This window comes from Rhodococcus sp. IEGM 1366 (assembly GCF_033142425.1).
GTDB classification, from domain to species: domain Bacteria; phylum Actinomycetota; class Actinomycetes; order Mycobacteriales; family Mycobacteriaceae; genus Rhodococcus_F; species Rhodococcus_F globerula.
The window spans coordinates 75,881-88,949 of sequence record NZ_JAWLRZ010000003.1; the positions used below are offsets into that span (position 1 = coordinate 75,881).

Below are 13,069 nucleotides of genomic sequence, written 5' to 3' on the forward strand. Positions count from 1 at the left end.
CTCGCACCGGGCATCAGAACAGCATGTAGCGCTGAGCCATCGGCACTACATCGACGGGATTGGGTTGGATCAGATCACCGTCGACCTTGATGGCAAAGGTCTCCGGATCGACGTCGATGGACGGAAGTGCCGTGTTGTTCGGCATGTCGGCTTTGGTGAGATGACGCGTCGGGCGGATCGCGGTGAGCGTGCGAGTGAGCCCGAGTCGGCCTGCCAACCCGTCCTCGATTGCTATCGGCGAGACGAAGGTCGTGGACAGGTGTGGAGCCGAACCCGGTGCGGACGCCATTGCGGGACGGACGAACACCGGCTGCGGGGTCGGAATCGCGGCATTGGGATCTCCCAGCGGCGCAGCGACTATCGCGCCACCCTTGATGACCGCGGCCGGACGCACCCCGAAGAACGCGGGATCCCACAGGACCAGGTCGGCCATTTTGCCGGCCTCGACCGAGCCGATTTCGTGATCGATACCGTGCGCCACTGCCGGGCAGATCGTGTACTTCGCGACGTATCGACGGGCACGCTCGTTGTCGGCGGGCATCGACGAGCCCAGCTTGCCGTGCTGCGCCTTCATCACGTGCGCTACCTGCCAGGTTCGCAGGGTTACCTCACCGATCCGGCCCATGGCCTGAGCGTCGGACGACGTGATGGAGATTGCGCCGATATCGTGCAGGAAATCCTCTGCCGCAATGGTTGTCGGGCGGATACGAGACTCTGCGAACGCAAGATCCTCCGGCACCCGGGGGTTGAGCGCGTGGCACACGATGAGCATGTCGAGATGCTCGGCAACCGTGTTGACGGTGTGCGGCAACGTCGGATTGGTCGATGCCGGAAGAACATTCGCTTCACCGGCCGTCACGATAATGTCGGGAGCGTGCCCACCGCCTGCGCCTTCAGCGTGGAATACGTGAATGCCTCGACCGGCGATAGCGTCCAAAGTGTGCTGTACGTAGCCGGTTTCGTTGAGGCTGTCGGCATGGAGTGCCACCTGGAGACCGAATTCGTCGGCAGCACGCAAGGCTGCGTCGATCGCGGCGGGGGTGGAACCCCAGTCCTCGTGCACCTTGAATCCACCGGCCCCGGCGAGCGCTTCCTGACGAAGCGCCTCGTGGCTGACGGTGCTGCCCTTGCCCAGGAGCAACACGTTGAGCGGAATGTGGTCGAGCGCGCGGTGCATCATCGTGAGCGACCACGCACCGGGGGTGACCGTGGTGGCCTTGGTGGCCTCGGTCGGTCCGGTGCCACCGCCGGCAATTGTTGTCGTGCCGGTGGCGAGCGCTTCCAGCATCTCGATCTCACTGAGAATATGAACGTGCGTATCGATCGCCCCAGCGGTGAGAATCCTTCCCTCCCCGGCGATCACGTCGGTGCTCGGTCCGATGAGCAGCTTGGGATGCACGCCGTTCATGATGTCGGGGTTACCCGACTTCCCGATCGCCACGATGCGGCCATCACGAATTCCGACGTCTGCCCGGACAATTCCCCAGTGATCGAGAATCACCGCATTGGTGATGACCACGTCGAGTGCGCCCTGATCCCGGGTGGTTGTGCCCTGCCCCATGGATTCACGGATGCTCTTGCCACCGCCGAACACCATTTCGTCGCCGGTTGCGGTGTAGTCATGTTCGATCTCGATCCAGATGTCGGTATCTGCCAACCGGATCTGGTCGCCCGCTGTGGGGCCGAACAGCGACGCGTATCCACGCCGATCCATCGTGCTCACTACGCGGTCACCTCGTCTGTGTCGTCACTCTGCGCTGCTTCGTCTGTCGCCACTGCGCCATCCGTGGCCGCGATGTCACTGATGCGAACATTCACCGACGACGCTCGAAGCGGTTCCTCCACCTCGACGCCCGGTGTCCCGAACGGCAACACCGGTTTGGGTTCGCGCGCATGGGTGGGCAGTTGGTCGCCGGATCCGATCTGCAGGCCGGGAACTCGCTTGAGTCCACCGAGTTCGATCAGCGTCACCGTGCGAGAGACGCCGGGCTCGAAACGCACCGAGGTCCCGGACGGAATATCGAGCCGAAACCCGTCGGCCGCTTTGCGATCGAATGTCAGCGCCGGGTTGGCCGCCGGAAGGTGCAGATGCGATCCGATCTGGATAGGTCGATCGCCGTCGTTGACGACAACAAGCGTGATCCTGTGAGCATCTGCGCCGAACTCGAGCGGTTCGGAAGACACCCGCACTTCGCCGGGAATCATCGGATGGGCTCCGTCACGGTGACCAGCTTGCGACCATCCGGAAAAGTGGCCTCCACCTGGATATTTGCAATCATCTCGGGTACCCCTTCCATGACGTCGTCGCGCGTGAGCACCTGGCGACCGGCGTTCATCAGTTCCGCAACCGTCATACCGTCACGCGCCCGCTCGAGAATCCAACACGAGATCAGCGCCATCGCTTCGGGGTAATTCAGAAGTACCCCGCGCTCGCGTCGATCGCGAGCGACCATGCCCGCAACGCTCAACAGCAGCTTTTCGGTATCTGAAGGGGTGAGGTGCACTGACTAGCCCTTCCGGTTGTGGAACGAAAAATGATCTGGCACTGTGCTGACAACGCAGATTCGACAGCACACTGTTGGGCGAGATTAGCATTGCCCGAAGCGTCGCCAGTATCTACGAGATTCACACTGTCGGCCACTCCGCCGCCCGATGGACGCACTTGCGCTGCTCATCGAATTATTCGCGCGCCCAACGATGCTCAGCGCTGCGGGCCGAAGTGGGAACTATCACCACCACCAAAAAGTTTCACCCCCGTCTCCTGTTGGAAACGGGGGTGAAACATGGTCGTGCAGTGTTTATCCGAAGCGGTTTATCCGAAGCGGCCCGAGATGTAGTCCTCAGTGGCCTTCTGCGTCGGGTTAGAGAAGATCTTCTCGGTGTCGTCGATCTCGACGAGCTGACCCGGCTTGCCGGTTGCCTCTAGGTTGAAGAACGCGGTCTGATCACTCACGCGAGCAGCTTGCTGCATGTTGTGCGTGACGATGACGATGGTGAAGTCCTTCTTGAGTTCGGTGATCAAGTCTTCGATCGCCAAAGTCGAGATGGGGTCGAGAGCCGAGCACGGCTCGTCCATGAGCAGGACGTCGGGCGAGACCGCGATGGCCCGCGCGATGCACAGACGCTGCTGCTGGCCGCCTGAGAGTCCTCCACCGGGCTTGTCGAGGCGATCCTTGACCTCGTTCCACAGGTTGGCTCCGCGCAGGGACCGCTCGGCAACCTCGTCGAGGCGCTTCTTGTTGCGCTCACCCTGCAACTTCAACCCGGCGACGACGTTGTCCTTGATGGACATGGTCGGGAACGGGTTGGGTCGCTGGAACACCATGCCGATGGTCTTGCGAACGCCGACCGGATCGACGTTGGAGCCGTAGATGTCCTCACCGTCGAGCAACACGGAACCTTCGACGCGCGCACCGGGAATGACCTCGTGCATGCGATTGAGGGACCGGAGCACGGTCGACTTACCGCAACCGGACGGACCGATGAACGCGGTGACGCTCCGAGGTGGGACGGAGAGGCCGACATCGGCAACGGCGTGGAACTTGCCGTAGTAGATGTTGACGTCCTTGAGATCCAGACGCTTGGCCATTACCGGCTCCCTACTGAGTTGTTAATGCTGTCGAGTACAAACATGTTCTGTGGCCGCGTCACTTGCTGCGGACCTGTGAGAAGTGACCGATCAGCTTGGCGACGATGTTGAGAATCGCGATCAGCAGGATCAAAGTCAGGGCGGCACCCCAGATGCGGTTGGTGCCGGCGTCGGTCGGGTTGTTCATCTCGGCGACCATAAGCGAAGGCAGCGTGCCCATTTCGCCGTTGAACAGGTCGAAGTTGATGAACGGTGCATAGCCGACGAGGATCAGCAGCGGCGCGGTCTCACCGAGTACGCGGGCCAGGGCCAGCATGACGCCGGTGATGATGCCGGGAAGTGCCGTCGGCAGAACGATTTTCGAGATGGTCTTCCACTTGGGAACACCGAGCGCGTACGACGCCTCACGCAGGTCCATGGGGACGATGCGAAGCATTTCCTCGGTGGATCGGATGACGACCGGGACCATCAGCAGCACCAGCGCGAGCGAGACGGCAAATGCCGACTTGGGGAATCCGAACGTCGCGATCCACAGTGCGTAGATGAACAGCGCGGCCACGATGGACGGAACACCACTGAGGATGTCGACCATGAAGGTCGTGAGCTTGCCGAGCTTGGACTTACGGTCCGCGTACTCCACCAGGTAGATGGCAACAAAGATTCCGAGCGGGATCGAGAAGACCGCGCACACAACGCCTTGCATCAAGGTGCCGACCAGTGCGTGATAGACACCGCCACCGGACGCCGACGCTGTCAGTCCGCTCATCGAGTTCGTGAACCAGGTCGCAGACGTCAACGCGGGCAGGCCCTTTGCGATCACCGTGTAGAGCACCCAGACCAACGGAATGAGGGCAACCAGAACGGCGAGGCTGACCAGGATCGTCGCAGTGACGTCCGTGGCCCGACGCTTTGCTCCGACGCCTTGGAAGGTGGGCGCCTTGACCGGGCGGTCCAGAGTGGTGCTCATGGGTCAGTCCTTCTTTCCGGCGATCACGGCGCGGGCAGCAGCGTTGACCACGAAGGTCAGGACGAACAGCACCAGACCGGCTGCGATGTACGCACCCGCTTGGATGTCGTTGTTGAACTCCGCGTAACCGAGGGCAATCTTGGAGGCGATGGTCGATCCGCCGTCGAACAGAGACCAGCCGAATGCCTGCGAGGTGGTGCGCAGGATCAGGTACAGGGCCATGGTCTCACCGAGTGCGCGACCGAGACCGAGCATCGATCCGCTGATGTAGCCGGACTTACCGAACGGAATGACGGTGGTGCGCACAACTTCCCAGCGCGTCGCACCGAGCGCGAGTGCGGCTTCGATCTGCGAGCGCGGGGTCTGGATGAACACTTCGCGGGTCACCGCGGTGATGACGGGAAGAATCATGACAGCCAGCACGATGCCGGCGGTGAAGATGGTGCCGCCGCCGGTGATGGAACCGCTGCCGTCGGCGAAGAGGGGGAACCAGCCGAGAGTGTCGTTGAGCCACACGGCAACCGGAGTGATCGCCGGAGCGAACACGAGCAGGCCCCAGAGTCCGTAGACGATGGACGGGACTGCCGCGAGCAGGTCGATCGTGTAGGACAGCGGACGCGTGAGCCACTTAGGCGAGTACGACGTCAGGAAGATCGCGATACCGAGCGCGATCGGCATCGCCAGCACCAGAGCGAACAGCGACACCAGGACCGTGACCTGGAAGAGGTCGAGAACACCGAACGCCATCGCGTTGATGTCCTGCGTGACCCATTCACGGCTGGTCAGGAAGTTGACCTGGTTGCGGCTCAACGCAGGGACGGCGCGCCAGATCAGGAAGGCACCGATCGCCGCGATGACAACGGTGATGAAGATGGCCGAACCCGAAGCCAGCGAACTGAAGATGCGGTCACCCGGTCGGGTCACGGTCTTGCTGCTACCGCCGGCCGGACCGTCGTCCTTCGGTGGCTGCTCGACTTCTGAAGCCTTGATGGAAGTAATCGTGTCCTCCGTGATGCCGTTCGGACCGCCCACCCCGGCTCCGCTGGTTGCGGAGCCGGAGGAACGAGATGCTGATGTGATGGGCGCGTCGCTCATGTGCGCTCACATTCCTTCACGTTTGAATGTAGATCCATGGGCTTGTCCGTACGAGTCCGCGGTCGAATCAGCCGATGGCTGAGATCGACGCGTTCAGACGGTCCTGCACGTTTGCCGGCAGCGGGACGTAACCCTGCTCGGCAAGGTTGGCCTGTCCCTCGTTCGCGGCACTCGTCAGGAACGACTTCACAGCGGCAGACGTATCGGCGTCGTAGCCCTTGGAGCAGACGATGGAGTACGTCGCGAGAACCAGCGGGTAGGCGCCGGCTTCGTTGGTCTTGAAGATCGACGCGAGGTCGAGCGTCAGGTCGCCGGTTGCGTCCGACTTGAACTTCGCGCCGGAGATCGACGCGGCAGCAGTGTCATTGGTCAGTGCAACAGCTTCGGTGCCCGTGTTGATCTCGGCCATCGACAGCTTGTTCTGATCGGCAAACGACTTCTCGACGTAGGTGATGGAGCCCGGTGCCGTCGACACTGCCTGAGCGACTCCGGCCGAACCCTTGGCGCCCTCACCGACGCCACCGGTGAAGTCAGAACCGGCACCCGAGGTCCAGGCACCGTTCGATGCTGCCTCGAGGTACTTCTGGAAGTTGTCCGTGGTTCCCGAGGAATCGGAGCGGATCACGGGCGTGACCTTCAGATCGGGAAGCTTCGCGTCCGGATTGAGGGCAGCGATGGCCGGATCGTTCCAGTTGGTGATGCCGCCGTTGAAGATCTTGGCAAGAACCTCGGCATTGAGCACGAGGTTGTCGACGCCGTCGAGGTTGAAGGCCACCGCGATCGGACCGAAAACGAGGGGAAGGTTCCAGGCTTCGCCGCCGACGCAACGCTCCTTGGCCTTGTCCGCCTGCTCGTCCTTGATCGCCGAGTCGGAGCCGGCGAAGTCGATCTGGCCGGCGATGAACTGGGTGCGGCCGTCACCCGAACCACTGGGGTTGTAAGCAACGTTGACTGTCTTGCCCTTTTCCTGGCAGACAGCGATGTACGTGGCGACGAACTGATCCATCGCGTTCTTCTGCGCCGATGAACCAGCCGCAGAGATCTTTTCCTTGCCTTCACATGTTGCAGTCGAAGCGGATGTGTCCACACCACTCGACGATGCGTTGTTGTCGCTGCCACATGCTGCCAAGGTCATAGCACCCACGGCCACTACGCCGAGCAGAGCACCACTGCGCTTGAAATTCACCTTCGGTCCTCCGGAAATAGCTACCGCCGGGCCCACGATCAGGCGGCGACATGAGATGCAGCGCATTACTGCATCAGGCAGCGCGGCGCTGCCCATAGAGAAAAGTAGGGGGGCGCGGTGTCCGGCTGGACCACACAAAGTGAACGGAGCATGAACAGACCGGAGATTTATTCGAGTCGTCCGAGAAAGTCAGGAATTTCGGGCATAGGCCATGTCGGTGTGGAACTTTTCGAAGCCCAGTTTCTCGTACGTGTTGAGGGCTGCCGTGTTGTCTCCCTCGACGTACAGGAGAACCGTATCGAGACCCCGCTCACGCAGGTAGTGCATGCCGGCGAGCGTCAGAACCCGACCGAGCCCGCGTCCCTGCGCCGCCGGATCGATACCGACGACGTACACCTCACCGAGCTCCGGTTCGTCGCCCTCGGGCGGATGAACCTTGGTCCAGTGAAACCCCAGAAGCGTGTTCGGATCGGTGTCCGCAAACGCCAGAAACAACCCGGCGGGATCGAACCACCCCTCGGCGGTTCGCTCGTCGATCTCCGCTTGCGTCCAGCCACCTTGCTCGGGATGCCACGAGAATGCGGCGTTGTTGACCCGCAAGATCTCGGAATCGTCTTCGCGGCCGCGGTACGTCCTCAGCGAAACACCTTCCGGAACAACAATTTCCGGAAGCTGCGGAGCACTGAGTGGTCTGCGCAGCTGGAGGAGTTCACGAACACTGACCAGATCAAGACTCTTGGCGAACTCCACTGCCGCGTCGATGTTTCCATGCGCCCAGACTCGGGTTCCCGGTCGACCTTCGTCGAAAACCGAAGCGGCAAGGCCAGTTCCGATACCTTGCCGCCTGCGAGCAGGATCCACGACGAGTTCCGCCATGTCCGGGTGCTCGTCCGAACCGGCTTGCAGTTGGGCGTATCCGACAACAACACCGTCGTCGAGGATCACGAGGTGCCGGGCCAGACCACGGCCGGCAATCGCGTGCCGACCCTGCTCGGAAACCGGCGCCTTGCCGTCGAACTCCGTTGCACGGTCGACAAGTTCCGACACCTGCCGAGCCTGATCCGGCGTCAGCACATCGCTCCAACTCATGTCACAACACCGATCCGTCTGCAGCCTCGTAATCGACATCGTCGTCCTCGAATCGAATCGGCGCCGCAGCCCCGTTCTTGGAACGCGTCGGGCGAACCGCCTTGTATCCGACATTTCGGACTGTACCGATCAAGGATTCGTATTCGGTGCCGAGCTTGGCCCGCAACCGACGCACGTGAACATCCACGGTCCGAGTGCCACCGAAGAAGTCGTAACCCCACACCTCTTGCAACAACTGCGCACGAGTGAACACCCGTCCCGCATGCTGCGCGAGGTACTTGAGCAGTTCGAATTCCTTGTAAGTCAAATCAAGGGGCCGTCCACGCAGTCGTGCCGTGTACGTCCCCTCGTCGATAACCAATTCGCCCAGCGTGATCTTTCCTGACGCTTCGGGACTGGCAACGCCGCCACTGCGGGCGAGCAACAACCGCAATCGGGCGTCCACCTCAGCGGGTCCCGTACCGGGCAGGAGAATGTCGTCCAACCCCCAGTCCGCGTTGACGGCAACAAGCCCGCCCTCGGTCAGGACAGCCACGACCGGCACGGCAGATCCCGTACTTCCCAGCAATCGACACAACCCTCGTGCGGCAGCCAGATCGGTGCGTGCGTCGACCAACGCGATGTCGGCCGAACTTGCCTCGAGCAGCGACGAAACCTCAGTGGGAGCAGGCCTAACCGAGTGCGCCAGCAGCGCCAACGCCGGAAGAACTGCATCCGGGTTGGGGTCGGAGGTGAGGAGAAGCAGCTCCACACGGCCTCCTATCTAGTAGCCCGCGCACCCCGGACAGGGCGACGCTCTGGTAGTTCGACCCTTTTGGTCGGTCCCTACATTAGCGTGCGCGCCGTTGGGACCGTCGCACCGAACCTACGACGGAGTCCGTCACAATGGTGCTGTGCGCAAACTGATCATCGGCATCGTCTTCCTCCTCGGCCTCGGACTGGTCGCCGATTTCGGTGCCGCCGCGTACGCGGAATACCGAGTTTCCCGCGAGCTACGAGCCGGCGCATCACTCGATGCCGACCCCGAAGTCACGTTCAACGGCTTCCCGTTCCTCACACAAGCGCTGGGCGGCAAGTACGAAGACGTCTACATCCGGGCAACCGGAGTCCAGAGCAACATCGTCGGCGAAGTCACCGTCGAAGCGGATCTGCGGGGCGTCACCGTCCCGTTCTCGGACCTGGTCAACGGCAGGGTGACCGAACTTCCCGTCGACAAGCTCGACGGCAGAATGGGCATCAACGCCACGGACCTCGGCAAGCTCCTCGATATACCTGACCTGCAGGTTTCCTCTCCTCCTGCCGACAAGTCCGACGGTACGGGCGGCAGCGGCGGTACCGGGGCGAGCACCGCGGGCGCGATCGTTCTGAGCGGAACCGTCCCCGTCGGCCCCATCGACACCGCGGTCAGCGTTCAGGCCAACCTCGTGCTCGAGGGAGATCAGGTCAAGATCGTGGCAAGCAATCTCTACTTCGGCCCCGAAGGCGAAGCGAACTTCTCGATCCCGGCGGTTCTCGAGCCGATCGTCCTCGGCATGTTCAGCTACACCATCGATCCACAGTCACTTCCCTTCAATCTGAAGCCGAGCCTCGTCTACGCAGAAGGCGGTCGCATAGTGATCGAAGGCAGCACGGAAAACACAGTCATCAACCTCGCAGATCTGCAGAACCAATGACCGGTATCACAGTTCTACTCATCGCCCTCGTCGCCGTTGTCGCGGTCGGACTGCTCCTCAAATCACGCAGCGGAGCCGTTCGAGCCAGCGGCTCGGGTACCTCCGAAGCCGTCGGCAGCCGCATCGAACTCCTCGCCGCAGCAGGTATAGCGCCCGGCTCCGGACCAGTCGTCCTGCATTTCTCCGCAGACTGGTGTGGTCCGTGCAGCGCCGTCCGCCGCGTCGTCGATCAGGTGGTGACCACAATGGCAAACGCCCCTCATCCACCCGTCGACGTTGAACTCGACATCGACAAGAACCCGGCGCTTGCGCGTGAGATGAGCGTCCTGTCGTTGCCGACCACCTTTATCCTCGACCGCGACCTGGTGGAACGATTCCGAGTGTCCGGGGTGCCGTCCACCGCGGACCTCACAAGCGCGCTCGCGCCCTTCTCAACACCCGGTACCCCAAATTCGCCGTCTGCAGGGTAAACTCCCAACCGTGCAAACCCGCCACGAGCTCATGCTCACCCGACGCCGCGCAGTAGACCTGTGCCGCCTCGGTGGTTGTTGCTGTTCTTGTTGCTGATCACCCAGCGCTCAGCCTTCGCTGAGATTCGAGCCTTTCGCTCACGTGATCACTCTCGCCGATAACGGGCCTTCCAGCCCACATATCTCCGAGCCTGAAGTCTGAGATTCTCGGCCCAGGCAGGCACCATGCAACCAACGCAGGAGCACACCCGATGTCCACCACTACTTCGCAATCCGAGCAGGTCGACGTGCGCGGTCCGCGGTTCGCCGCGTGGATCACCACCGCGATACTTGTTCTGACACTGATCCTTTCAACATTCTCTCTGCCCGCCGCCACCGCACTGTTGGCACTGCAGGCAATAGTCTTCGCGATCGGCGCCGTCACCGGACCCAAGCGCAGCCCGTACGGACTGATCTTCGGCAAACTCGTCGCCCCTCGCATCTCACCCGTGCGCGAACGTGAACCTGTTGCGCCGTTGCGCTTCGCACAGTTCGTCGGCTTTGTCTTCGCGCTCGCCGGGACCGTCGGATTCCTTGCCGGATCCACCGTCGTCGGCACAGTCGCCACAGGATTTGCCCTGTTCGCTGCTCTTCTGAACGCAGCCTTCGGCATCTGCCTCGGCTGCCAGATCTACCCACTCGTAACGCGATTCCGCACAATCGGAAGAGCAACCACCGCGTGAAAGCGCATCACCGGTGACCCCACCGGACACATACCCCCGCAAGACCATATCGAGCACGACCACATCGAAAGGAACACCATGGCTCGCTCCGACGTCCTAGTCTCCGCCGACTGGGCGCAGCAGAACCTCAACGCCCCCAAGACCGTTTTTGTCGAGGTGGACGAGGACACCAGTGCATACGACGGCGGCCACATCGAAGGTGCAGTCCGGCTCGACTGGCGCAAGGACCTCCAGGACAGCGTCCGCCGTGACTTCCTGAACCAGGAGCAGTTCTCAGACCTCCTCTCGGCCAAGGGAATCGCCAACGACGACACCGTCGTCCTCTACGGTGGCAACAACAACTGGTTCGCCGCTTACGCCTACTGGTACTTCAAGCTGTACGGCCACAAGGACATCAAGCTCATCGACGGCGGCCGCAAGAAGTGGGAACTCGACGGGCGCGAGCTGTCCAAGGACGAAGTAACCCGTCCCGCAACGCAGTACAAGGCCGAGGCACCCGACTTCTCGATCCGCGCATTCCGCGACGAGGTCATCTCCTCCATCGGCTCCGTCAACCTCGTCGACGTCCGTAGCCCCGACGAGTTCTCCGGCAAGATCCTCGCACCCGCGCACCTTCCGCAGGAGCAGGCTCAGCAGCGTGGCCACGTCCCCACCGCGATCAACATCCCGTGGAGCACCACCGCCAACGAAGACGGCACCTTCAAGTCCGACGACGACCTTGCAAAGCTCTACGCGGACAAGGGCTTCGACGACACCAAGAACACCATTGCCTACTGCCGCATCGGCGAGCGTTCGAGCCACACCTGGTTCGTCCTGCAGGAAATCCTCGGCAAGAGCAACGTCAAGAACTACGACGGCAGCTGGGTCGAATACGGCTCACTCGTCGGCGCACCGATCGAATTGGGAGCATAGAACATGTGCGGAGCACCTACTCAGGGTCAGACCCTGCCTGCCGGCGTCGACGTCGAGAAGGAAACCGTCATCACCGGCCGTGTCCTCGCGGCTGACGGCCAGCCCATCGGCGGCGCATTCGTGCGCTTGCTCGACGGCTCCGACGAATTCACCGCCGAGGTCGTCGCGTCCGCCACCGGCGACTTCCGTTTCTTCGCCGCTCCCGGATCCTGGACTGTGCGTGCACTCTCCAGCTCCGGCAACGGCACAAGCGCCGTGAACCCCGAAACATCGGGCGTCCACAACGTGGATGTCACGGTCAGCAAGTAAGTTCCGGACTCACCGGCAAAGGTCCCGCATCCCAGGAGGATGCGGGACCTTTTCTTGTCGTTTGATTTGTCACAGCCTCCCGATTTTTCCGGCAGGTCGAGGCCGTCTAAGATAGGCACGTGGTCATCTTCTTCGAGGTACTTCTCGCACTCGCATCCGTCATGATCGCTTGGTTCTCCGTGTACGTCGTTTACCGTTTGGTCACCGACGAATCGTGAGTCAAGCTCCGGGATCAGGGTCTGACGCGACAGCTGACGATTCCACCGCTTCAGGTGCCATCAGGCGCGGAAGCGGGGATGAGGCAGTCGCAATAGCTGTCGAACGTTCCAAGTCGACAGCTTCACTCAACATTCCCACTCTCCCGGATCTCCCGGTCCCCGAGGACACCGCAAATCTGCGACTCGGCCCGGACATCAATCCCGCACTTCTCGCCCTGCTGCCGCTTGTCGGCGTCTGGCGCGGCGAAGGCGAAGGGCACGACCCGGAAACGGGCGACTACCCCTTCGGGCAACAAATCGTCATCTCCCACGACGGTGGCCCCTACCTGTGCTGGGAATCCCGATCCTGGGTTCTCGACGCCGAGGGCAACTACACCAAGCCAGACACGCGCGAAAGCGGCTACTGGCGCATGGGCGGCGACGGCATCCCCGGCAGCGTGAACGAGGAAGTAGTCGAACTACTCCTCACCCACAGCTCAGGCGTCGTCGAAATGTACTACGGAACCGCGCTCACCCAGTCCTCGTGGGAGCTCGCGACCGACGTCGTGATCCGCAGCCAGTCCGGTGCACTGTACGGCGGCGCAAAGCGCCTTTACGGCATCGTCGAAGGTGGGGACCTCGCATACGTCGAGGAGCGAATCCTCGCTGACGGCGCGCTCGAACCGCGCTACTCGGCGCGGCTCACCCGCTACATCGGCTAACTGCTGCCCACCGCACGAAGCGACCCCCGAGCCATACCCACGCTTTCGCGTGGGTCCCGGTCGGACTGATCGGGGGCTCGGGGGTCGGGTGGCTGCCCGGGATTCGCCGGCCGCTCCTGCGGTAAGTGAATTCCGTCA

At 62.3% G+C, this 13,069-nt stretch carries 16 protein-coding genes; 7 read left to right on the forward strand and 9 right to left on the reverse strand.

Annotation, left to right across the window (positions count from 1 at the left end; all coding sequences use genetic code 11):
* Positions 1-13 precede the first annotated feature (13 nt).
* The 9 genes from R4P64_RS10090 to R4P64_RS10130 form a co-directional block, all read right to left on the reverse strand.
* A complete protein-coding gene (locus tag R4P64_RS10090; protein WP_317820624.1) occupies positions 14-1,723 on the reverse strand; it encodes an urease subunit alpha in 1,710 nt (569 codons plus the stop codon).
* Positions 1,723-2,205 (reverse strand): urease subunit beta, encoded by a 483-nt coding sequence (gene ureB / locus R4P64_RS10095; protein WP_045068827.1) that lies wholly within the window; start codon positions 2,203-2,205, stop codon positions 1,723-1,725. The genes R4P64_RS10090 and ureB overlap by 1 nt, the downstream gene beginning before the upstream one ends.
* The gene (locus R4P64_RS10100) at positions 2,202-2,504 is read right to left on the reverse strand and encodes an urease subunit gamma (RefSeq protein WP_033233970.1); all 303 of its coding nucleotides are present in this window, start codon (positions 2,502-2,504) and stop codon (positions 2,202-2,204) included. Before R4P64_RS10100 ends, ureB begins: the two co-directional genes overlap by 4 nt.
* Positions 2,505-2,812: 308 nt before the next feature.
* Positions 2,813-3,589, reverse strand: coding sequence for a phosphate ABC transporter ATP-binding protein PstB (gene pstB / locus R4P64_RS10105; RefSeq protein WP_033233969.1), 777 nt, complete (start codon positions 3,587-3,589; stop codon positions 2,813-2,815).
* 58 nt (positions 3,590-3,647) lie between these two features.
* Complete coding sequence (gene pstA / locus R4P64_RS10110) at positions 3,648-4,556, reverse strand: phosphate ABC transporter permease PstA (protein ID WP_033233968.1); 909 nt, start codon at positions 4,554-4,556, stop codon at positions 3,648-3,650.
* Between the two features lie 3 nt (positions 4,557-4,559).
* Positions 4,560-5,651 (reverse strand): phosphate ABC transporter permease subunit PstC, encoded by a 1,092-nt coding sequence (gene pstC, locus R4P64_RS10115; protein WP_033233967.1) that lies wholly within the window; start codon positions 5,649-5,651, stop codon positions 4,560-4,562.
* 67 nt (positions 5,652-5,718) lie between these two features.
* Complete coding sequence (gene pstS / locus R4P64_RS10120; protein WP_033233966.1) at positions 5,719-6,837, reverse strand: phosphate ABC transporter substrate-binding protein PstS; 1,119 nt, start codon at positions 6,835-6,837, stop codon at positions 5,719-5,721.
* Between the two features lie 189 nt (positions 6,838-7,026).
* Positions 7,027-7,926 (reverse strand): mycothiol synthase, encoded by a 900-nt coding sequence (gene mshD / locus R4P64_RS10125; protein ID WP_317820629.1) that lies wholly within the window; start codon positions 7,924-7,926, stop codon positions 7,027-7,029.
* A gap of 1 nt (position 7,927) precedes the next feature.
* Positions 7,928-8,677, reverse strand: coding sequence for a winged-helix domain-containing protein (locus R4P64_RS10130; RefSeq protein WP_033233964.1), 750 nt, complete (start codon positions 8,675-8,677; stop codon positions 7,928-7,930).
* 142 nt (positions 8,678-8,819) lie between these two features.
* Between R4P64_RS10130 and R4P64_RS10135 the strand changes: the two genes are divergently transcribed.
* The 7 genes from R4P64_RS10135 (at position 8,820) to R4P64_RS10160 (ending at position 12,931) form a co-directional block, all read left to right on the forward strand.
* Positions 8,820-9,599 (forward strand): LmeA family phospholipid-binding protein, encoded by a 780-nt coding sequence (locus R4P64_RS10135; protein WP_045068822.1) that lies wholly within the window; start codon positions 8,820-8,822, stop codon positions 9,597-9,599.
* Entirely contained in the window at positions 9,596-10,069 is a 474-nt protein-coding gene (locus R4P64_RS10140) for a thioredoxin family protein (protein ID WP_033233962.1), read from the forward strand. The genes R4P64_RS10135 and R4P64_RS10140 overlap by 4 nt, the downstream gene beginning before the upstream one ends.
* A gap of 10 nt (positions 10,070-10,079) precedes the next feature.
* Positions 10,080-10,166 carry a putative leader peptide gene (locus R4P64_RS33995; protein WP_353805918.1) on the forward strand — a complete coding sequence of 29 codons (87 nt, stop codon included), beginning with the start codon at positions 10,080-10,082 and terminating at the stop codon, positions 10,164-10,166.
* Between the two features lie 154 nt (positions 10,167-10,320).
* A complete protein-coding gene (locus R4P64_RS10145) occupies positions 10,321-10,791 on the forward strand; it encodes a DUF4395 domain-containing protein (protein ID WP_045068819.1) in 471 nt (156 codons plus the stop codon).
* A 78-nt stretch (positions 10,792-10,869) separates the two neighbouring features.
* On the forward strand, positions 10,870-11,703 hold the full coding sequence (locus R4P64_RS10150; RefSeq protein ID WP_045068818.1) for a sulfurtransferase: 834 nt from the start codon (positions 10,870-10,872) through the stop codon (positions 11,701-11,703).
* A 3-nt stretch (positions 11,704-11,706) separates the two neighbouring features.
* Entirely contained in the window at positions 11,707-12,012 is a 306-nt protein-coding gene (locus R4P64_RS10155) for a DUF1416 domain-containing protein (protein WP_033233959.1), read from the forward strand.
* A 277-nt stretch (positions 12,013-12,289) separates the two neighbouring features.
* Positions 12,290-12,931 carry an FABP family protein gene (locus R4P64_RS10160; protein ID WP_172935982.1) on the forward strand — a complete coding sequence of 214 codons (642 nt, stop codon included), beginning with the start codon at positions 12,290-12,292 and terminating at the stop codon, positions 12,929-12,931.
* Positions 12,932-13,069: the final 138 nt, after the last annotated feature.